The sequence below is a fragment of the Deinococcus arboris genome (assembly GCF_009755355.1).
GTDB classification, from domain to species: Bacteria; Deinococcota; Deinococci; order Deinococcales; family Deinococcaceae; genus Deinococcus; species Deinococcus betulae.
The window spans coordinates 1-17,328 of the sequence record NZ_WQLB01000009.1 but is presented as its reverse complement, the minus strand read 5'-3'; the positions used below and the strand labels follow the sequence as shown (position 1 = coordinate 17,328).

The 17,328-nt window shown below is 68.5% G+C and carries 18 protein-coding genes; 5 read left to right on the top strand and 13 right to left on the bottom strand.

Features of this window, described 5'->3' with window-relative positions; all coding sequences use genetic code 11:
* Positions 1 to 181: 181 nt before the first annotated feature.
* From phoU to GO986_RS08410, 3 genes are all read right to left on the bottom strand, one after another.
* Entirely contained in the window at positions 182 to 826 is a 645-nt protein-coding gene (gene phoU / locus GO986_RS08420; RefSeq protein WP_157458844.1) for a phosphate signaling complex protein PhoU, read from the bottom strand.
* Between the two features lie 205 nt (positions 827 to 1,031).
* The gene (locus GO986_RS08415; RefSeq protein ID WP_369409254.1) at positions 1,032 to 1,994 is read right to left on the bottom strand and encodes a sensor histidine kinase; all 963 of its coding nucleotides are present in this window, start codon (positions 1,992 to 1,994) and stop codon (positions 1,032 to 1,034) included.
* Positions 1,991 to 2,680 carry a winged helix-turn-helix domain-containing protein gene (locus tag GO986_RS08410; protein ID WP_157458843.1) on the bottom strand — a complete coding sequence of 230 codons (690 nt, stop codon included), beginning with the start codon at positions 2,678 to 2,680 and terminating at the stop codon, positions 1,991 to 1,993. The genes GO986_RS08415 and GO986_RS08410 overlap by 4 nt, the downstream gene beginning before the upstream one ends.
* Positions 2,681 to 2,904: 224 nt before the next feature.
* On the opposite strand from GO986_RS08410, the gene metK reads away from it, so the two are divergent.
* Positions 2,905 to 4,116 (top strand): methionine adenosyltransferase, encoded by a 1,212-nt coding sequence (metK, locus tag GO986_RS08405; protein WP_157458842.1) that lies wholly within the window; start codon positions 2,905 to 2,907, stop codon positions 4,114 to 4,116.
* 209 nt (positions 4,117 to 4,325) lie between these two features.
* Here the strand turns inward: metK and GO986_RS08400 are convergent, their stop codons facing one another.
* The 4 genes from GO986_RS08400 to GO986_RS08385 form a co-directional block, all read right to left on the bottom strand.
* Positions 4,326 to 6,812, bottom strand: a complete 2,487-nt coding sequence (locus tag GO986_RS08400) for an EAL domain-containing protein (RefSeq protein WP_369409253.1) — start codon at positions 6,810 to 6,812, stop codon at positions 4,326 to 4,328.
* Between the two features lie 76 nt (positions 6,813 to 6,888).
* A complete protein-coding gene (gene coaD / locus GO986_RS08395; protein ID WP_157458841.1) occupies positions 6,889 to 7,416 on the bottom strand; it encodes a pantetheine-phosphate adenylyltransferase in 528 nt (175 codons plus the stop codon).
* Positions 7,417 to 7,445: 29 nt separating this feature from the next.
* Positions 7,446 to 8,033, bottom strand: coding sequence for an RsmD family RNA methyltransferase (locus GO986_RS08390; protein WP_157458840.1), 588 nt, complete (start codon positions 8,031 to 8,033; stop codon positions 7,446 to 7,448).
* Between the two features lie 10 nt (positions 8,034 to 8,043).
* Positions 8,044 to 8,331 (bottom strand): hypothetical protein, encoded by a 288-nt coding sequence (locus tag GO986_RS08385; protein ID WP_157458839.1) that lies wholly within the window; start codon positions 8,329 to 8,331, stop codon positions 8,044 to 8,046.
* 41 nt (positions 8,332 to 8,372) lie between these two features.
* Here GO986_RS08385 and GO986_RS08380 point away from each other — a divergent pair, with 41 nt between their 5' ends.
* From GO986_RS08380 to GO986_RS08370, 3 genes are all read left to right on the top strand, one after another.
* On the top strand, positions 8,373 to 8,636 hold the full coding sequence (locus GO986_RS08380; RefSeq protein WP_157458838.1) for a DUF3248 domain-containing protein: 264 nt from the start codon (positions 8,373 to 8,375) through the stop codon (positions 8,634 to 8,636).
* The gene (locus tag GO986_RS08375; RefSeq protein WP_157458837.1) at positions 8,602 to 9,123 is read left to right on the top strand and encodes a DUF3809 domain-containing protein; all 522 of its coding nucleotides are present in this window, start codon (positions 8,602 to 8,604) and stop codon (positions 9,121 to 9,123) included. The genes GO986_RS08380 and GO986_RS08375 overlap by 35 nt, the downstream gene beginning before the upstream one ends.
* Before the next feature lie 350 nt (positions 9,124 to 9,473).
* A complete protein-coding gene (locus GO986_RS08370) occupies positions 9,474 to 10,103 on the top strand; it encodes a histidine phosphatase family protein (RefSeq protein ID WP_157458836.1) in 630 nt (209 codons plus the stop codon).
* 186 nt (positions 10,104 to 10,289) lie between these two features.
* Here GO986_RS08370 and rsfS read toward each other — a convergent pair whose 3' ends face one another.
* The 5 genes from rsfS to cdaA form a co-directional block, all read right to left on the bottom strand.
* On the bottom strand, positions 10,290 to 10,655 hold the full coding sequence (gene rsfS / locus GO986_RS08365) for a ribosome silencing factor (RefSeq protein WP_157458835.1): 366 nt from the start codon (positions 10,653 to 10,655) through the stop codon (positions 10,290 to 10,292).
* Positions 10,656 to 10,849: 194 nt separating this feature from the next.
* Positions 10,850 to 12,115, bottom strand: coding sequence for an LCP family glycopolymer transferase (locus GO986_RS08360; protein ID WP_369409252.1), 1,266 nt, complete (start codon positions 12,113 to 12,115; stop codon positions 10,850 to 10,852).
* A complete protein-coding gene (yqeK, locus tag GO986_RS08355; protein WP_157458995.1) occupies positions 12,112 to 12,675 on the bottom strand; it encodes a bis(5'-nucleosyl)-tetraphosphatase (symmetrical) YqeK in 564 nt (187 codons plus the stop codon). The genes GO986_RS08360 and yqeK overlap by 4 nt, the downstream gene beginning before the upstream one ends.
* Positions 12,676 to 12,855: 180 nt before the next feature.
* A complete protein-coding gene (locus GO986_RS08350) occupies positions 12,856 to 13,827 on the bottom strand; it encodes a CdaR family protein (protein ID WP_369409251.1) in 972 nt (323 codons plus the stop codon).
* Positions 13,824 to 14,621 (bottom strand): diadenylate cyclase CdaA, encoded by a 798-nt coding sequence (cdaA, locus tag GO986_RS08345; RefSeq protein WP_157458834.1) that lies wholly within the window; start codon positions 14,619 to 14,621, stop codon positions 13,824 to 13,826. Before cdaA ends, GO986_RS08350 begins: the two co-directional genes overlap by 4 nt.
* 178 nt (positions 14,622 to 14,799) lie before the next feature.
* Here cdaA and GO986_RS08340 point away from each other — a divergent pair, with 178 nt between their 5' ends.
* Positions 14,800 to 15,480: a metal-dependent hydrolase gene (locus GO986_RS08340; protein WP_157458833.1), complete on the top strand. Its 681-nt coding sequence runs from the start codon at positions 14,800 to 14,802 to the stop codon at positions 15,478 to 15,480.
* A 601-nt stretch (positions 15,481 to 16,081) separates the two neighbouring features.
* Here GO986_RS08340 and GO986_RS08335 read toward each other — a convergent pair.
* The gene (locus GO986_RS08335; RefSeq protein WP_369409249.1) at positions 16,082 to 16,978 is read right to left on the bottom strand and encodes an acyltransferase; all 897 of its coding nucleotides are present in this window, start codon (positions 16,976 to 16,978) and stop codon (positions 16,082 to 16,084) included.
* Between the last annotated feature and the right edge of the window lie 350 nt (positions 16,979 to 17,328).

The following is a 17,328-nucleotide window of genomic DNA, read 5'->3' as shown; positions in this document are numbered from 1 at the left end:
GGCCGCCGCTCAAGCCTGGCAGCCGCCCCGTCAGCTGGGCTCATCTCCGAATTCCGTCCCATTCTGGAAGAGAAAAGGAGAGCGGATGTTCGCTGCCTCCGGCGCGTTGCCAGCTCAACGGCCCGACATTCCCTTTGCCTCTCTCTGGCCGGAAACAGGCCAGAAGTCTTCACATCGAGTCTTACCCTTCGCGCTGGCCAGTCACCCAGTAGCGCACGCGCTCGGCGATATTTTCCATATGGTCGCCCACCCGCTCCAGGCTGCGGCCCACACGCATCAGCATCAGGGCCTTGCTGATGTTGCGGGGGTCTTCAAGCATGTAGGTGACCAGTTCGCGCTGAATCTGCTCGTAGAGGTCGTCCACCTCGTCGTCCATCTGCACGGTCGCCTCGGCGCGGCTCACGTCGCGGTCGGCGATGGCGGTGCGCAGGTTCTGGCTCATTTCACCCAGGCGGTCCAGCATCCGCGAAAGGTTCACGTAGCGCTTGAGGGCCGGGGCCTGGGCCAGCTCGGCGCCGTCCTCGGCCACATGCACCACGTAGTCGCCCATACGCTCAATGTCGCTGAGGCTCTTGAGAATCAGGGCCACCATGCGCAGGTCGCGGGCCACCGGCTGGTGCAGCGCGATAATCCGCAGGCACTCGGCCTCAATTTGCGCTTCCTGGGCGTCCACCTCGCGGTCCAGGGCCTTAACCTCGCCTAGGCGCTCGACCTGCTCGCGCAGCAGCACGTCGCCGGCCACCGGCAGCATCTGCTCGACGGTGCCCAGCATATTGAGGGCGCCGTTCAGAACGGCACGTAAATCGTTTTCCAGGGCTTCGCGCATCGGGAACTCCTCGGGGAGGTGGGGGCAGAGACTCGGGTGGGGTGCCGGACAAGGGGCCAAGGGGACGGAAGGAGGGTGCTTTGAGACGGACTCCGGTTAAAGCGTGTGCAAAAACGGTGGAGTCCGTCTGACCCCTGATGAGAGCGACCCTAGCACCCGGCAGCGGGGCAGGTGTCAGGGGGATGTCAGCCGGGGGCCTACCGGCTTACAGGCCCCCCACGCCCGGCAGCGTGAAGCAAAAGGCGTTCTGGCTGCCCTGGCGTTCGGCCCAGGCCTGCCCGCCCCAGCCGTGCACAATCGAGCGCACGATGTACAGGCCCATGCCACTGCCCTGGCCAGTGGCCGACGGGCCGCGGGTGTGGGCCCCGAACAGGCTCTCGGTGTCGGCGATAGGCGGGCCGCCGTCTAGCACGCTCACCTCGATCCAGGTGCCCCGCTCGGCAGTCAGCACCTGCAGCGGCTGACCGGCCGGGCCGTACTTCAGGGCGTTTTCCACGAGGTTGAGGAGCACCTGAAGCAGCTTGTCGGGGTCGGCGCGCACCAGAAAGTCCTGACCAAAGGTCACGGCGGCGCGCCGGGCAGTCAGTTCTGCCGACAGCAGCCGCTCGGCGCGGGCAAACGCCTCGCTCAGGGGCAGGGTCCTGGCGCGCGTGGGCCGGAACCCCACCGCCAGGTCCTCGACCAGCCGGGCCAGCCGCTCGGTTTCTTGCAGCCCCTGGCGCACAAAATTTTGTGAGAGGTCGCGCGGCATGTCGTATTCCAGGGCTTCGAGCACCCCGCGCAGCGCCGCCACGGGCGTACGGAATTCGTGCGACAGGACGGCGGTGGCCTCGCGCAGTTCGGCCTCGCGGCGGCGGTGGTCGGTCACGTCCTCCACAATCAGGGCGCCGCTGCTGCCGTCGCGGGTGGCCTGGCAGCGCAGGGTGCGCCCCGAGACCTCCAGTTCCAGCTCGCCGCCGCGTTCGAGCAGCGTTTCCAGGGTGTGGCGCCGCACGACCTCCAGCACCGGACGTCCCTGGGCCCGGTCCTGGGACAGCCCCCACAGCCGCGAGGCGGCGGCGTTCACCCGCGTAACCTGCCCGCCCTGGGTCAGCAGCACCGCCTGGGGCAGGGCGTCAATCCAGCGGTCTGTGACGGGCTCGGCGGCCAGGCCCTCTGCGCCCGTCACGGGGTTTCCGTCCAGGGGCGCATGCGGTAGCCCTTGCCGCGCACGGTTTCCAGAAAGCCGGGTTTGCCGGGGTCATCGTTCAGGTGGGCGCGCAGCTGCGTGACGTGCTGGTCCACCGTGCGCTCCCCGCCCAGAAAGTCCGCGCCCCACACCCGGTCCAGCAGCTCAGTGCGCGCGTAGACCCGGCCCACATGCTGGGTAAAAAAGGCCAGCAGGTCAAATTCGCGCCGCGTGAGGTTCAGGCGCTGGCCGCCCAGACGCGCCTCGGCGGCGCTCATGTCCACGCTCAGCGGCCCGTTGGTCATCAGGGGCGGCACGTCTGGCTGACTGCGCCGCAGCAACGCGCGTACCCGGGCCACCAGTTCGGCCGCTGAAAAGGGCTTGGTCAGGTAGTCGTCGGCCCCTGATTCCAGGCCCTCGACCCGCTCGGCCTCGGCGGCGCGGGCGGTCAGCATCAGCACCGGCAGGCGGCGCAGTTCGGCGTCGGCGCGCACCCGCCGCAAGAAACTCAGGCCGCTTTCGCCGGGCAGCATCCAGTCCAGCACCAGGGCGTCGGCTTCCGGCAGGGCGGCCAGGGCCCCGGCCACCGAGTCCAGGGCCGTGACGCGCAGCCCGGCCCGCTCCAGGTGAAAGCGCAGAACGTCGCGTACCGTTCCCTCGTCCTCGATGACAACGACGTGGCTCATTGCCTTTCATTCTGACTGGCCACGTCAGGCGGATGTCAGGCGCGCGGGTCAGCCGGACTGGACAGGGGCGGGCGGCTGTCCTTTCCGCGCCCCGGAACGGTGGGTTACGCTGCACAGGCCGGTCGCCGGAACGCAGAGAGTCTGGGCCCGGCCGTATGGGAACCGCAGCGACATCCCTCTCCAGGTGGTTCTGTGAGACGCCCTCCCACGCGCAAGGAGCAACTATGCGGAAGTACTACACCTCGGAATCGGTATCCGAAGGGCACCCCGACAAGCTGGCCGACTTCATCTCGGACAGCATTCTCGACGAGTTTCTGCGCCAGGAACCCGGCAGCCGCGTGGCCGTCGAAACCCTGCTGACCACCGGCATGGCCGTGGTGGCGGGCGAAGTGACGGCCAAGCACGCGCGGGTGGACGTGCAAAAAACCGTGCGCGACGCCGTGATGAAAGTGGGCTACACCCGCGCCAACTACGGCTTTGACGCCGAATACAGCGCGGTGCTGGTCAGCCTGCACGAGCAGAGTCCCGAGATTGCGGGCGGCGTGAACCACAGTGAAGAGTGGCGCGGCATGACCGGCGACGAGCGCGCCCGCCCCGAGAACGCCCACTCCGAGGTGGGGGCCGGTGACCAGGGCCTGATGTTTGGCTACGCCACCGACGAGACCCCGGAGCTGATGCCGCTGCCGGTCTCGCTGGCCCACCGCCTGACGCGGCGCCTGGCCGAACTGCGCAAAGCGGGCACCCTGCCGTACCTGCGCCCCGACGCCAAGGCGCAGGTAACCGTGGTGCGTGACGGCGAGCCGCACGAGGCGGGCCTGACCCTGGTGGACACCGTGGTCATCAGCACCCAGCACAGCGAGGACGTGACCCAGGAGCAGATTCGCGCCGACATGCTTGAGCATGTCATCGGGGCCGTCATTCCCGCCGAGTTGCTGACCAGGGACACCAAATACTTCATCAATCCGTCGGGGCGCTTCGTGATTGGCGGGCCGCACGGCGACACCGGCCTGACCGGGCGCAAGATTATCGTGGACACCTACGGCGGGGCCGTGCCGCACGGCGGCGGCGCCTTTTCTGGCAAGGACCCCACCAAGGTGGACCGCAGCGCCGCCTACTACGCCCGCTTTATCGCCAAGAACATTGTGGCGGCGGGGCTGGCGCGCCGGGCGCTGGTGGAAGTCGCCTACGCGATTGGCCGCGCGCATCCGGTCAGCTTGCGGGTGGACACCTACGGCACCGGCACCGTGAGCGACGAGCGCCTGGCCGAACTGGTGGGGAGGCACTTTGACGCCCGCCCCCAGGCCATCATTGCCGAGCTGGACCTGCGCCGTCCCATCTACGCGCAGACGGCGGCTTACGGCCACTTTGGCCGCCCCGAGTTTCCCTGGGAAGGCACCCACAAAGCAGAGGCGCTGAAGGCCGCCGCGCAGGGCTGAACCGGGCAATAGAGGAGGCTGGGAGCGTAATGCTTTCAGCCTCCTTCTCGTTTGGGGTTCTGGTCGCTGCGGAGGCAACGGGTCGCCTCCGGGCAGCTGCGTCCGGCAACGTCGTTCAAGAAGTTGAACAACCAAGCCGCCGTCGCCGCTGGCAGGTCCGAAGGGCCGCCCGCTGAGCAGAACTGCTCTGCTCACCACGGCCCTTCTGTTCAGTTCAGAGAGGCTGGTGGGGCACTGGCCGCCGGGGGCATCAGCAGCCCCTCAGCTTCGGCGGCGGGCAGTGGGCGCGTGAGCAAAAACCCCTGCATGCTGTCGCAGCCCAGTTCGCCCAGCAGGGCCCGCTGCTGCGAGGTTTCGACGCCCTCGGCCGTGACCAGCAGGTTCAGGCCGTGGGCCAGGGTAATCATCACGCCGATAAAGACCCGGTTGGCCTCGGGGTCGGGCGCCGCCTGCAGAAACGAGCGGTCAATCTTCAGGAGGTCAATAGGCAGCTGGTGCAGCAGGCTCAGGCTGCTCTGGCCGGTGCCGAAGTCGTCCAGCGCAATCTGCACCCCCAGGCCGCGCAGACGGGCCAGTTGCTGCGCGGTCGCTTCCGGGTGGCGGGCGGCGGCCTGCTCAGTCAGCTCCAGAATCAGGTGCTGCGGTGCCAGCCCGGAAGCTTCCAGGGCCTGCTGCACGGTGGTCAGGAACCCTGGCTGCTCGAACTGCAGGGCACTGACATTGACGCTGATGGTCAGGCCAGGGGCGCGGGTTTGCCAGGCCGCCGCCTGCCCGCAGGCTTCGCGCAGCACCCAGGCCCCGACCGGCAAAATCAGCTGGCTGTCCTCGGCGATCCCGAGAAACTCGCCCGGCGGCAGCAGGCCCTGGGTGGGGTGCTGCCAGCGCAGCAGGGCCTCAAAGCCGGTCAGCGCCTGGGTGCGGACATCGTACTGGCCCTGGTAGTGCAGCACGAACTCGCCGCGCACCAGGGCGCCGCGCAGGTCGCGTTCCACCTCCAGATGGCCGGGCGGCTGTGGGAACGCCTCGTCGGGGCCAGGCTGGAAGGTGCGCACCCCGTTCTTGCCACCCTGCTTGGCGCGGTACATGGCCAGATCGGCGTGTTTTTGCAGGGTGCCCACATCCTGACCGTCGCGCGGCGCCACCGCCACCCCGATAGACCCCGTGACCTGCAGGGTGTGCCCGCAGACCAGAAGCGGCTGGGCCAGGGCGTTCAGAATCTTGTGCGCCACCCGCTCGGCGTCGCGCGGCTCGCGGAGGCTCCGCAGCAGGATGGTAAATTCGTCGCCGCCCATCCGCGCCACCAGGTCACCCGAGCGCACTGCCCCCCGGAGCTGCCCAGCGACGGCCTTGAGCAGCTCATCTCCGACCTCGTGCCCCAGGGTGTCATTGACCTGCTTGAAGCGGTCAAGGTCAATAAACAGCACGCCAAACGGCGCGGGGCTGGCCGCCTGCACGGCGCGCTCCAGCTCGGCCTGAAAATGAGCGCGGTTGGCCAGTCCCGTCAGGGCGTCGTGGGTGGCCCGGTACGACAGCGCCTCCTGCGCTGCCTGAAGTGCGGTGTTGGCCTGAGTCAATTCAGCGCTGCGGCGGCGTTCGGCGTCGGCCTCGCGGCGCAGAATCTCCACCTGCATTTGCGCGCCCATCACCTGCGCCTTGCGCGCCACCGCCTCAGCGTGCAGCGTCCGGTTCAGCGCCTCGTAGGCTTGCAGGCGCTCGTAGGCCTGCTGCCATTCGCCCCGCGCGGCGTGCAACTCGCTCAGGTGCTGCAACACCGTGCGCTCCGAGAGCCGGGCGCCGTGCTGCTGGGCCTCGGCCAGGGCCAGCAGCAACTGCTCCTGCGCCGCGTCCAGCCGCCCCAGCTGCGTCAGGGCCTGCCCATAAAAGGCCCGGATATACGCCACATATTCCCGGTCATCCACCGCCTGGGCCAGGGGCAGCAGGTCCTCGGCCTGGCGCGCGGCGTCGCCGGCCTGGCCAGTCTGAATCAGGCAGGGCAGCAGCCAGGCGCGCAGCACCACCTCATGCTGCCGGACACCCAGCGCGCGCACGACGGGCAGGTGGGCGGCGCCCAGCGTCAGCGCGTCGGCGTAGCGGCCCACATGGTAGTAGGACAGGACGAGGTTGATGGTCGAGGAGGACTGAGACAGCGCGTCCTGGGCCTCTTCGGCCAGCGCCAGGACTTCCTGAAAGACTTCCAGTGCCAGTTCGTGTTCTCCCAGTTCCAGGTGAATCAGACCCACGTTGCTCAGGGCGCGGGTGCGGCCGTCCTCGTCGCCGCAGGCCTGGGCCAGGCGGAGGCTTTGCTGGTAGTACTCCATGCCCTCGCCGTAGTTGCCCAGCGCCACCTCGCAGTTGCCCAGGTTGTTCAGAACGCGGGCGGTGACGCGGTCATCCTGCGCGCGGGTGGCGGCGGCCTGCGCCTGCCCCAGCACCTGAAGCGCCGTCGGGTACTGAGAGCGGAAGAAAAAGGTGGCTCCCAGCAGTGTTAAGGCCAGGGCCTCGCTGCGGGCGTCGCCCAGTGCGCCCGCCAGCTTCTGGGCCTCACGCAGGGCCGCCTCGGCCTGCTCGGCGTCCGACACCACCAGAGGCTCGGCCAATTGCAGCAGGTCGCGCAGCCGCGCGGCGGCCCTGCTGGGCACCGGGTCCAGCGGGGCGCCCTGCGGGGGCAGGTCCGGCCGTGGGTCAGGAGTGGACACGCCCTCAGGGTAAGGAGAGGGGTCTTACGGCGGTCTTTACCTTAAAGTTGCACAGGGTAGGCCTGAGCTGCTGTCTTCAGGAAGGGCGCCGGGCGGCGGCCAGGGCCGCTTCTCGCTCGGCGTACACGTCGTCGTGTTTGCGGCGCAGGGCGGCGGCGCTGGCGCGCGGCACCATCTCACTGATGTCGCCGCCGTAACTGGCAATTTCGCGCACCATCGAGGAGCTGACAAAGCTCCAGCGGGTCGCCGCCATGATGAACACGGTTTCGGTGTCGCCAATCTGGCGGTTCAGGTGGGCGATTTGCAACTCGTATTCATAGTCCGACACCGCCCGCAGCCCCCGAATGATGATGCCCTGCTGCTGCTGCGCCATGTAATCCACCAGCAGGCCGCCAAAGGTGTCTACGCTGACGTTGGGCAGGTGTGCGGTGGCTTCACGCAGGATGTCCAGCCGCTCGTCCAGGGTAAACAGGTGGCGGCCCTGCTTGCGGGCGTTGTGCATCACGGTGACGGTCACCTGCTCGAACATCTTGGCGGCGCGGGTCAGCACGTCCATATGTCCACTGGTAATCGGGTCAAAGGAGCCGGGAAAGACGGCGTTCATGGCCCCGTTACCTTAGCGGCCTCGCCCGCTCAGCTCAAGTCGGCTGTGGGGTTAGGGGATTCAGGGCCAGTGCCCTCCGGTGAGAGGGCCTCAGGGGCCGCGCGCCAGTAGAGCGTCAGGCTGTTGCTGCCGTATTCCCGGACCTCGTGGCTGTAGCCTTCATGGGGCGGCAGCTGGGTGCGGTCCGGGTGCTGGCAGATCAGCAGGCCGCCTGGCCCTACCACGCCGCTGCCCAGCAGTTTCTGCGTCAGGGCCGGAATATTGGCCTCGTAGGGCGGGTCACTGAACACCACGTCAAACTGGCCCAGGCGCGGCAACAGGGCTTCGGCGTCCCCACGCAGGATGCGGGCCCGGAGGTCCAGCGCTCGCGCGTTGGTTTCCAGCGCCCTCACCGCGCGCGCGTCCTTTTCCACCAGGGTCACCGCGTAGCCCCGGCTGGCCGCTTCCAGGCCGATGGCGCCGCTGCCTCCGTGCAGGTCCAGAAAGGTGCCTGAGGGCGCGCGGGCCGCCAGCAGGTCAAACAGGCTTTTGCGCACCCGCGCGCCGCTGGGCCGGGCACTGTCCGGCACCTGAAGCGCCCGGCCCTTAGCGTGGCCCCCCAGAATTCGCAGACTCATGAAACCACCGTCACTGCCCCAGGATATCCGGGTCAAGGTACTGGGCAGCGGCCTCAAAGCCGCCCAGGGCACCGGCGGCCAGCTGCCAGTCGTCGTCCTCACGGGTGGCCTGACCCGCCTGGACCAGCCGGTTAAGTTCGGCCTCGACCCGCTGCTGCACGCGGCGCAGCGGCATCTCCTGGGCGCTCTCGACGCCCCGCCAGGTCAAAAAGGCGCGGTGAAAGGCGGGCAACTGGTCCAGGCCCACGCGGGTTTCCAGGGCGCGCCAGCTGGTGTTAGGGGAGGGGTTGGCCGTCATGCGCTCCATTCTCCACCCTGCGCGGCGCGTACAATGCCCCCATGACCGCAGACCTGCCCGGCGAAGACGCTGGTGACGCTGCTCTCCCGGCCCCACCCGAACTGGTCCGGGCGCTGGAGGCGCTGGGTGGCCAGCTGGTCTGGCGTATGGGCAAGGACGAGGCCAGTGACGACGTGGTGGTGCGGCTGGGCTTCGCCTCGGCCACGCCGCGCTTTGCCCACCTGCCCCGGCTGCGCAGCGCCGGCGACGCCGAACTGCAAGCTGCCCTGAATGAAAACCGCGTGGTCATCGAATGGGTCGAGTAGGGACGGCAGCGCCTTGAAGGTCGAGGCGGCCCAGACCTTTACCGTGCCCTGGTCCGGCGCGCCGGACGCGGCCCTGGCCTTTGTGCAGGCCCCAGCCCGCGCCTTGAGCCGGGTGCGCTTCTTGCGGGATCTGCGGACAGAGGGCGCGATGGTGCGGGGCGAATTGCTGGTGCCGCTGCCAGGGCTGGGGGACGTGGACCTGCCGTTTTGCAGTGTGGTGCAGGCCACCCCGGACGGGGCCGAGTTACGTCCCCAGGCGGTAAACGGCGAACGCGCCTGGGTCGAAGTGGCGGGGCAGGCCCGGTGGGCAGGTGATGAACTGCACTTTGCCTTTCAGTTTTGCGCCCACCTGGCCACGCCAGACGCCCAGGGCTGGGGCGGCGCCGCCTTTGAAAAGATGGTGCGGGCGGCGGCGGGGCGAACCCTGGAGCGCGTGGCCCGCGAATTGCCTCTGGGCATCGGACAGGCCGCGCAGGCTGAGGGCTGAGGGCAGCTGCCCAGTCCACCGTGGGGCAAACAGTCCTTCCATTTCACTTTTGCCGCAATTGCTTGCGATCACGGCCTCTGCTCGTCCCAGAGTGGTTTCTCGTTGTCTCGGTAGAGCCTCACACGGCTCCGCCGCTTGACAAGTTTGTTCGCCCAGCGCCTTTGGGGGATGAGACTCAGGGTAGTGCTGGATGCTGCTCTGGGCGCCGCCCCTGGAACCGCCCTGGGACCAGAAGACTGGTGGGTTGGCGAAGTCCGCCCCCAGGCCCGGCAAGGCGCATATTCGGGCGACGCTTCAGGGCTCCTGCGTTACCCTGCCAGGATGACGCCGTTTTGCCGTGGCAGGTTCAGATGACGGGCCTGCTGACCCTGGTCAGGCATGGCCGCACCGCGCACAACGCGGCGGGCCGCTTTCAGGGCTGGACCGATGTGGCCTTGGACGAGCAGGGCCACGCCCAGGCGCAGGCGCTCGCTGCGCGGCTGGCGGCGCATGTCGTGCGGCCCACCCACCTGTATGCCAGCGACCTGAGCCGCACCCGGCAGACGGCGGCGCCGCTGGGCAAGCAACTCGGGCTGCCGGTGCAGACCAGCCCCGCGCTGCGCGAAATCAACATTGGGACCTGGGAGGGACGCACCCTGAGTGAACTGGACGCCCTGGACCCGGCACGGTTCCGGGCCTGGCCGCTGGTGGCGGCGCCGCAGGGTGAAAGTCTGGAAGCCGTGACCGGGCGCGCCCGCACCTTTCTGGACCGCGTGGCCCTGACCGAGACCGATCACGCGGTTGTCGTGACGCACGGCGTGGTGATCACGGCCCTGCTGTGCGACCTGCTGGGCTGGAACTTTGAGGAGGCGTGGTCCACCCGGCGCGGCCTGCATGACAACACGGCCCTGACCTCGCTGCGGCGCACAGGAGGCGGGGTCAGTGTGGAGGTGCTGGCCTGTGGTGCCCATCTGGCGACGTTGACCGTGGCCGCTTCCTGAGAGGGCCTCTGGCTTGACCGTTGTCAGACACGAGTCAAGTCAAGCAGACCTGGAAAGCTGCTGAGCAGCCAGAAACCGCCTGATTCCAGTGTGTTTCGTGTCTGTGGGCGGCCCAGAGGGCTCCCATTTGACAACCAGAAGGCCGCCTCCGACCACGCTGGTCCGGGGCGGCCTCTGTGCAGGCGCTTACGCCTGAACTTCGGGGAAGTCCAATACGTGGGCGTCGCTCCACAGGCCCTCAAGGTCGTAATACTCGCGGGCGTCTTTGGTCATGATATGCACGACGATGCTGCCCCCAAAGGCCAGCAGCAGCCAGCGCTCGCTGGGGCCCTCGACACTGGGACGCGGCAGGCCCGCCGCCTGCGCCTTCTCGCGGATGTTTTCCTGAACGGCGTTCAGCTGCAGGCCCGCTGTGGCGGTGCAGATAACAAAGTATTCGAGGGTGCTGCTGACTTCGGTCAGGTCGAGGACCAGCACGTCCTCGGCGCGGCGCTCGCGGGCCGCGTCCACGATGGCGCGCAGTTGGGTGTGGGTGGTGGGGTCTGGGGTCATGGGGTCTCCGGGAAAGAGGGGGAACGGGACGGTCAGCAAACGGCCGCGCGGGAAGCCAGGGGCGTGGGCTGAAGCCTGTGGCCGCCGGGTCGTTGGCAGCTCGGGGAAGACGCGGGGTCTCCCGGCGCCATATCGGTGCAGTCTACAGGGCTGGCTGGGGCAGGTGCCTTGAGGGTTCAGTGATGAGGCGGCGTTCAGGGGCTGGCGGGGCGGGGCGGCGTAAGCCCACGGAGGGCGGCCAGCGTTCCCTGGGCGTCCTGGCCCAGGAAGATGCCCACCTCGTCGGCGCCTACGGCAAAGCGCTCGCCCTGAAGGCGCGGCAGATGCAGGGCCTCGGCCAGCAGGTTGGCGTCGGTCAGGGCCAGCTGCGTGAACACCTGACTGGCCTCGCGGCTCTCAGGGGCTACGCTGACCTCGACCTCGGGGTAGCCTAGCGCGCGCAGCGCCGCCGCCAGCGGGAGACCCAGGGCCGCGCCGCTGGCGTCCACCACCTGCACCTTCGCCTGGGGAGCTGGGGCCGACGACGTGCCGGCGGCCGACCACAGCCCCGCCAGCCGCTCGCGGTTGACCGCCAGATTGAAGGTGCCGGGAATCTCGTCGGTGGGCAGGGTGGCAAAACTCAGTTTCATCTGCCCCAGGTGGGGCCGCAGCGCCGAGAGCAGCGCCGGGTCGGCGTTGGTTTCCACGCCGTTGCCAATGCCGCCCAGAATGGTGGGCAGCGCTGCCAGCCCCTGCGCTGACCGCAGCCGCCCGGCCAGCTGGGTCAGCGCCTGTTTCTGGTGGTCAATGCGGCCGTAATCGTCGCCAAAGCCCTTGCGCACCCGCAAGAACAGCACGCCCTGGTCGCCGCTCAGGTGGTGGGGGCCAGGGGCCAGCCGCAGGTCCACGCCCGCCGCCCGGTCCACCCACTCGATGCCGCCCTCGGGGACGGTGACGTCCAGGCCGCCCAGCGCGTCAATCACGCGCGCCACGTAGTCGGTGCGCACAATCACGTAGGAATCCACCCGCTCGCCGGTAATCGTCTCGACCGCGCGGGTCAGGGCCTCGGGGCCGCCGGTGTGATACTGGCTGTTCACCTTCTGGGCGCCCACGGACCGCCAGGGGTCATAAGGGCCCACGTTGGTGTCGCGTGGAATATTCAGCACCCGCACGCCCGCACTGTCCACCTTGACCAGCATCAGGGTGTCGGTGTTGGGCGGCTGCACCAGGCCTGTGCGCTGCTCCTGGTCCTTGCACGGCTGCTGGTAGTAGCAGTACACGATGTCGCGCCCGGCCACCAGCACCGTGAACTGCGGGGCCTGCCCGGCCGCCGCCGCCGCCGCGCTGACGGGCCCGGCCCCGCTGAGCAGGGCAAAGGCCCCCAGGCACAGGCTGGCCAGGCTCAGGCCAAATGCCTGCAGGGCGCGCAGCCCGGCAATCCGGGGCGGGGGCGCCACCGGAAGAGAAGGGTCCGGCGTCACGACTCGAACGGCAGGGGAGGCTGTGGGCGCAGCGGGACTGGGGACGCGGCGGCCTGCGCCACACACGGCAGCGCGTGATACGCCTGCAAGGTGCGCGGATGCACCTGAATCCCCCGCCCCTGCAGGTACGTGACTTTCGAGACGATGGCGCGTTCCAGCGCGGCCCCCAGGTCGCACAGCGCCAGCTCGCGGATGTCGTGGTTCACGCCGCGTCCCGGCTCGGAGACGTCGGCGATATACACGCAGGCCGACACCGGGTTGCCGCCGCGCGGCCCGGTGGTGTGGTCCTCGACGGCGTCCAGCACCACGCGGTCCTGATACCCCCAGCGCTCCAGCAGCACGCGCGCGGCGCGGCCGTGCAGCGCCAGCGGATGCGCGGCGTCAATCTCACATTCGGGGGGGGCCAGGCGCAGCAGTTCGGCGTCGGGGAGGTCGCGGGCGATGTCGTGCAGGATGCCAGCGGCATAGGCCCGCATGTCGTCCAGGCCGTTGGCGCGGGCAATCTGCGCGGCCAGGTCGGCGACGCGCAGGACATGTTCGTAGCGGCGCGGCCTGACCATCAGGCGCACGCGCTCCTCCCAGCCGGTCCAGGCGGCGACGGCATGCCTGGGCACGAGAAGCTGGGCTATCACGAATGGCTGTGGCCGCTTGCCCACATCATGACCAAGACTGTACACCTTCAAGGTGTGAGTCGGCTGACTTCCGGGTCACCTTCTGGGCCGGGCGGGCTAGGCGCGGCTTCAGGGAACGGGGGGGGTAAGGACCGGGCGCGCCGCCACCGTCAGGCGCACGCTGACCGCTTCCAGGGCCTGCGCGCCAGCTGGCACCGACAGCCGCACCGGCACCGTGGAGGTGCCCACGCGGTAGGTCACGGTCCCCGAGACCTCGCGCAGCCGCCCCAACAGTTCAGGGGCCGCCACCACGCGCACGGTGCTGGGCTGCACGCTGATGGCCGTAACAATCAGGGTGGGCGGTGGGTCGTTCAGGACGACCGGCAGCGTCTTGACGGGCAGCTCGCCGGTGTCCAGGCGGCGCACGGTCACGGTGGCGGGGCGCAGCGTCACGCCGGTCACGGGGAGGCCCGCGCTGCTCAGGGCCACCAGCGGCACCTCCTGCTCGGCGCCGGCCGCCAGCGCTGCCGGGCTGGTGATGATGCGGGTGACCTGGGCCAGGGTCTGCCCGGCGCCAGTCACGCTGGCCTCGGTGGGCGAGACCACGTAGCGCGGCACGCTGGATTCAGGCGGCGAGGTCACGCTGAGGGTTACGGGCAGGGTGCGCTGCACCTGGGTGTCCACGAAGCCCTGGACGCGCGTTGGCGTCAGGCGCTGCACGGCCGTGCCGGTGGGTGGGGTTACGGTAACCGGCTGGGTGAAACTGCCTTCCGGAATGCCGGTCACGTCCACCACGGCCTCAATGTTCTGGGCTTCCAGCTCGCGCAGCCGCTCGGGGCGGCCCGAGAGAATCACGCGCACCGAGGGCGGCGTGAGGCTGCCCACCGCCCGCTTTTCCTGGCCGTTGCCGGTGGTGTCGCGCACCGTGACCGGCACGTCAAAGCCCTGGTCCACGTTGGCGCGGCGGTCGGCGGTGGCCAGAAACCACAGGGTCAGCGCGACGCCCAGCGCCAGCAGTTTTGGGCCCAGGTTGTGGGTAAAGCGCGCCCAGGCGTAGCGGGGGCTGAGCCAGCGCCGCCAGCGGTCCAGCGGCGCGCTCACCGGACCTCCTGCGGCGCGGCGGGGCCGGGTGGCGTCAGGTCCGGCACGCGGTCATACACCAGGGCGCGCAGCTGCTCGCGCAGTTCGGTGCCGTTCAGGTCCGGGCCCAACCGGCCCCCCAGGGCCAGGCGCATGCTGCCGCGTTCCTCACTGACGACGAGCACCACGGCGTCGGTCAGTTCAGAGAGGCCGATGGCCGCGCGGTGCCGGGTGCCGTAGCGGCGGTAGGTGCCGTCACTGGACTGCAGCGGAAACAGGCAGCCGGCGGCCACCACCCGCGAGCCCTGCACGACCACGCCGCCGTCGTGCAGGGGCGCGTTGCGGGCAAACAGGGCCTCCAGAAACGGCACGCTGACCAGGGCGTCCAGGCCCACCCCGGTGGCGGCGTATTCGCCCAGCGGCGTGCGCCGCTCGATGGCGATCAGGGCGCCGGTCTTGCGCTCGGCCAGGCGTTCCATGGCGCGGGCCAGATCCTGAAGGGCAGCGCCGCTGGCCCCGGCGCCCGCGCCCCTGGGGCGGCCGATGCGTTCCAGCGCCGCGCGCAGCTCTGGCTGAAACAGCACGATCAGGGCGAAAATCCCCACCGTGCCCGCGCGCCCCAGCAGGTAGCTGAGGGTGGTGAGGTTCAGGAGCTGCGCCGCCACCCACACGCCGGCAAAGACCAGAATGCCGCGCACCACGTTGACCGCGCGGGTGCCGGCCACCAGCAGATAGCCCTGATACACCAGAAACGCCACCAGCAGGATGTCCAGGGCGTCCCGGACACTCACCTGACCAAATGGCGTGGATAGCAAAAGAGAGGCACTCCTTGACGAGAGGCGGCAGGGCGCAGTGTTTGCGCGCCCACTATACGGCCTGAACGTCAGTGGGCGTCCCGGCTGCTCCTCGGCCCCGGCCAACGATGGACGCTCGGTAAAGGCAAAGGGGCCGCATACCCAGGTGAAATACCCCTGTTCTGCCCGGAGGTTTCCTATGAAGATTCACTTTCTTGGCCACAGCGCCTTTCTTCTTGAAGCCCAGGAGCACCGCTTGCTGCTCGACCCCTTCCTGTCCGGCAACCCTCAGGCCAGTCTGGGGGTGGAGGAGGTTCTGGCGCTTAGGCCCAGCGCGGTGCTGATCAGCCACGCGCACGGCGACCACTGGGGCGACGCGCTGACATTTGCCCGCCAGGGCATTCCGCTGGTGGCCACCGCCGAGATTGCGGGATACGCCCAGAAACACGGCGCCACTGCCGCCACCGGCATGAATATCGGCGGCACCTTCCGCGCCGAGTGGGGCAGCGTTGCCTTGACCCCCGCCTGGCACAGTTCCTCGTTTCCTGACGGCACCTATGGCGGCATGCCCACCGGCTTGGTCATTGAATTGGGGGGCCAGCGCGTCTACTTTGCGGGCGACACCAGCCTCTTTTCGGATATGCGCCTGATTGGTGACCGGGACCTGGACGCCGCCCTGCTGCCGATTGGCGACCATTACACGATGGGCCCTGAGGAAGCCGCGCGCTGCCTGGAGTTGCTGCGGCCCCGTGTGGCCATTCCCATGCACTACGGGACCTTTCCTCCACTGACCGGCGACCCAGCCGTCTTTGAACGGGAAGGCAAGGCGCGCGGCGTGGACGTGCGGGTGCTGAAGCCTGGGGAGGAAACGGACCTCTAAGACGGACTCCGGTTGAATCGTGGGCATCAACGATGACATCCGAGTGGGCTTGTAAAGCTGCGCCGCAGAGCGAGAAGAACAACGGGTTCCGGACGTGGGGTTGGCAAATCGGCGTTTTCCCCATTTGTCAACAAAACAAACGGAATCCGTATGACATGGAGGGGGTGGGCAGCCAGCGCCCGGCGGCTTCAAGCCTCTCGTTGGTGTCCACGGAGCCATTGAGGTGGACTTGAGCAATGCCGCTGAGGCGCCGCAACAGCGAACTGCTGGGCGTGCGTCAGCCGCTGCGCTTGTGGTGCAGAGGCAACGCACATGGCAGGCCCTGCGACAGCCGGACGCCGAGCGGACTTGAAAAGCTGCGCCGCAGTGCGAGTGAGAGCAAAACGGATTCTGTGCTTTATCTACGAACCAGACGGAATCTGTATTCAATCCCTGAGCCACGCCAGGCTCATGCAGAAGCCGCTCTGAGCGGTGGACTGGCTGGCTGACGCTTGAAGCAGGGGCGCAATGTGCTGCGTTTGACCGGCGGCCCGATGCGCCCCGAAAGTCCGTGCATCTCGCCTTCAGGGCGGCGCCAGACCGCTGTGGAAGGTCAGCCCTCCTAACCAACTGGTTCGCGCACGTTCAGATCATCCTGAGCGGGTGTGCGGGTCTGGTTGGGGGTGGGATCGGGGAAATCGGGGTTGGCTTTACGGGCACCCTCTCGCGGCCAGGTGCGGGCGTCCACGTGGGGCTCGGTGGGCGGGCGCAGCTTGAGGCGAGTGGTTCGGGCGGGCAGGCCCATGGCGATGCCGTGCGGCGGAATGTCGCCTCGCAGCAGGGCGTGGGTCGCCAGCATGGCGTCGTCGCTGACCACACTGCCCGCCAGCACCGTGGAGTGATAGGTGATGCGCGCGCCCCGGCCAATCACTGTTCGGCGCAGGGTCACGTCCGGGCCGTCCAGCACGCTGTGGGTGTGGCTGTAAATGTTCACGTAGTCGCTGACCGAGGCGCCGTCGTGCAGCTCAATGCCGCCGATGTCGTCCAGCAGCACATGGCGGTGCACCACCACATCGTCGCCTACTTCCATGTTGTAGCCCACGCTGAATTCCACGTTCTGCCAGCATTTGAAGTTGCGCCCCACCCGCCTGAAGATGTGCTGGGCCAGCGCGCGCCGCACCGGAATGCCCAGCACCGGATTCTGGCCCAGTGGGGTCAGGTCCAGGTTCTTCCAGAGCCACAGCAGGGGCTTGACCTGGGCAAAGCGCTCCTGATCGGTGGCCATGTAGTACTCGGCCTCAAAGGTGACGTTGCCCGCGTCCAGATTCAGGGCGGCCAGCGGGGCGTCCGAGAGCAGCTGGGCATAGGAGCGGCCATACATGGCCTCGGCCAGCACAGAACAGGTCAGGGCGGCGCGGTTGGTGGTGGGGTCCGCCAGGCGGGTCTCCAGATCACGCACGAAGTCGTTGAAGGTCGCCTGCGCGCCTGCACCTATGTCTACTGGCTTGAGCCACGTCACAGCATCACTGTACCGCGTACAGTGAAAAACAAAGTAGGGAAGAGGGGAGGGACGTGCAGACGAGTGTGGGTGATGCAAGAGGGGACGAAGGCCGGACGCGCTGTGCCTTCGTATTGACGCTCATTGTCAGCTCTGTGGTCAGCCGGAGAGTTGCATAGAATGCCGACTCACTGACAACTCTGGCGGGCGACCACCCTCACGGTTCGGTCTGACGGCGCCGCTTGACCAAGGTTCACCAGGCCTTTCCCCGAGGCAGGCTCAGGAGAGTTCTCTTGAGTGTTACGGTCAGGCCCTCAGGTTCGGAGGCTCAGGCGAAAAGGCCGTTGGGGCCTCCCTCTTTTTACCGGTGG

Coding starts and splice junctions, on each gene's coding strand:
- GO986_RS08340 (WP_157458833.1), top strand. CDS start 14,800: ATGAAGATTCACTTTCTTGGCCACAGCGCCTTTCTTCTTGAAGCCCAG.
- GO986_RS08385 (WP_157458839.1), bottom strand. CDS start 8,331: ATGACGGCCAACCCCTCCCCTAACACCAGCTGGCGCGCCCTGGAAACC.
- GO986_RS08370 (WP_157458836.1), top strand. CDS start 9,474: ATGACGGGCCTGCTGACCCTGGTCAGGCATGGCCGCACCGCGCACAAC.
- GO986_RS08380 (WP_157458838.1), top strand. CDS start 8,373: ATGACCGCAGACCTGCCCGGCGAAGACGCTGGTGACGCTGCTCTCCCG.
- phoU (WP_157458844.1), bottom strand. CDS start 826: ATGCGCGAAGCCCTGGAAAACGATTTACGTGCCGTTCTGAACGGCGCC.
- metK (WP_157458842.1), top strand. CDS start 2,905: ATGCGGAAGTACTACACCTCGGAATCGGTATCCGAAGGGCACCCCGAC.
- GO986_RS08390 (WP_157458840.1), bottom strand. CDS start 8,033: ATGAGTCTGCGAATTCTGGGGGGCCACGCTAAGGGCCGGGCGCTTCAG.
- GO986_RS08410 (WP_157458843.1), bottom strand. CDS start 2,680: ATGAGCCACGTCGTTGTCATCGAGGACGAGGGAACGGTACGCGACGTT.
- rsfS (WP_157458835.1), bottom strand. CDS start 10,655: ATGACCCCAGACCCCACCACCCACACCCAACTGCGCGCCATCGTGGAC.
- GO986_RS08375 (WP_157458837.1), top strand. CDS start 8,602: ATGAAAACCGCGTGGTCATCGAATGGGTCGAGTAGGGACGGCAGCGCC.
- yqeK (WP_157458995.1), bottom strand. CDS start 12,675: ATGGTCAGGCCGCGCCGCTACGAACATGTCCTGCGCGTCGCCGACCTG.
- coaD (WP_157458841.1), bottom strand. CDS start 7,416: ATGAACGCCGTCTTTCCCGGCTCCTTTGACCCGATTACCAGTGGACAT.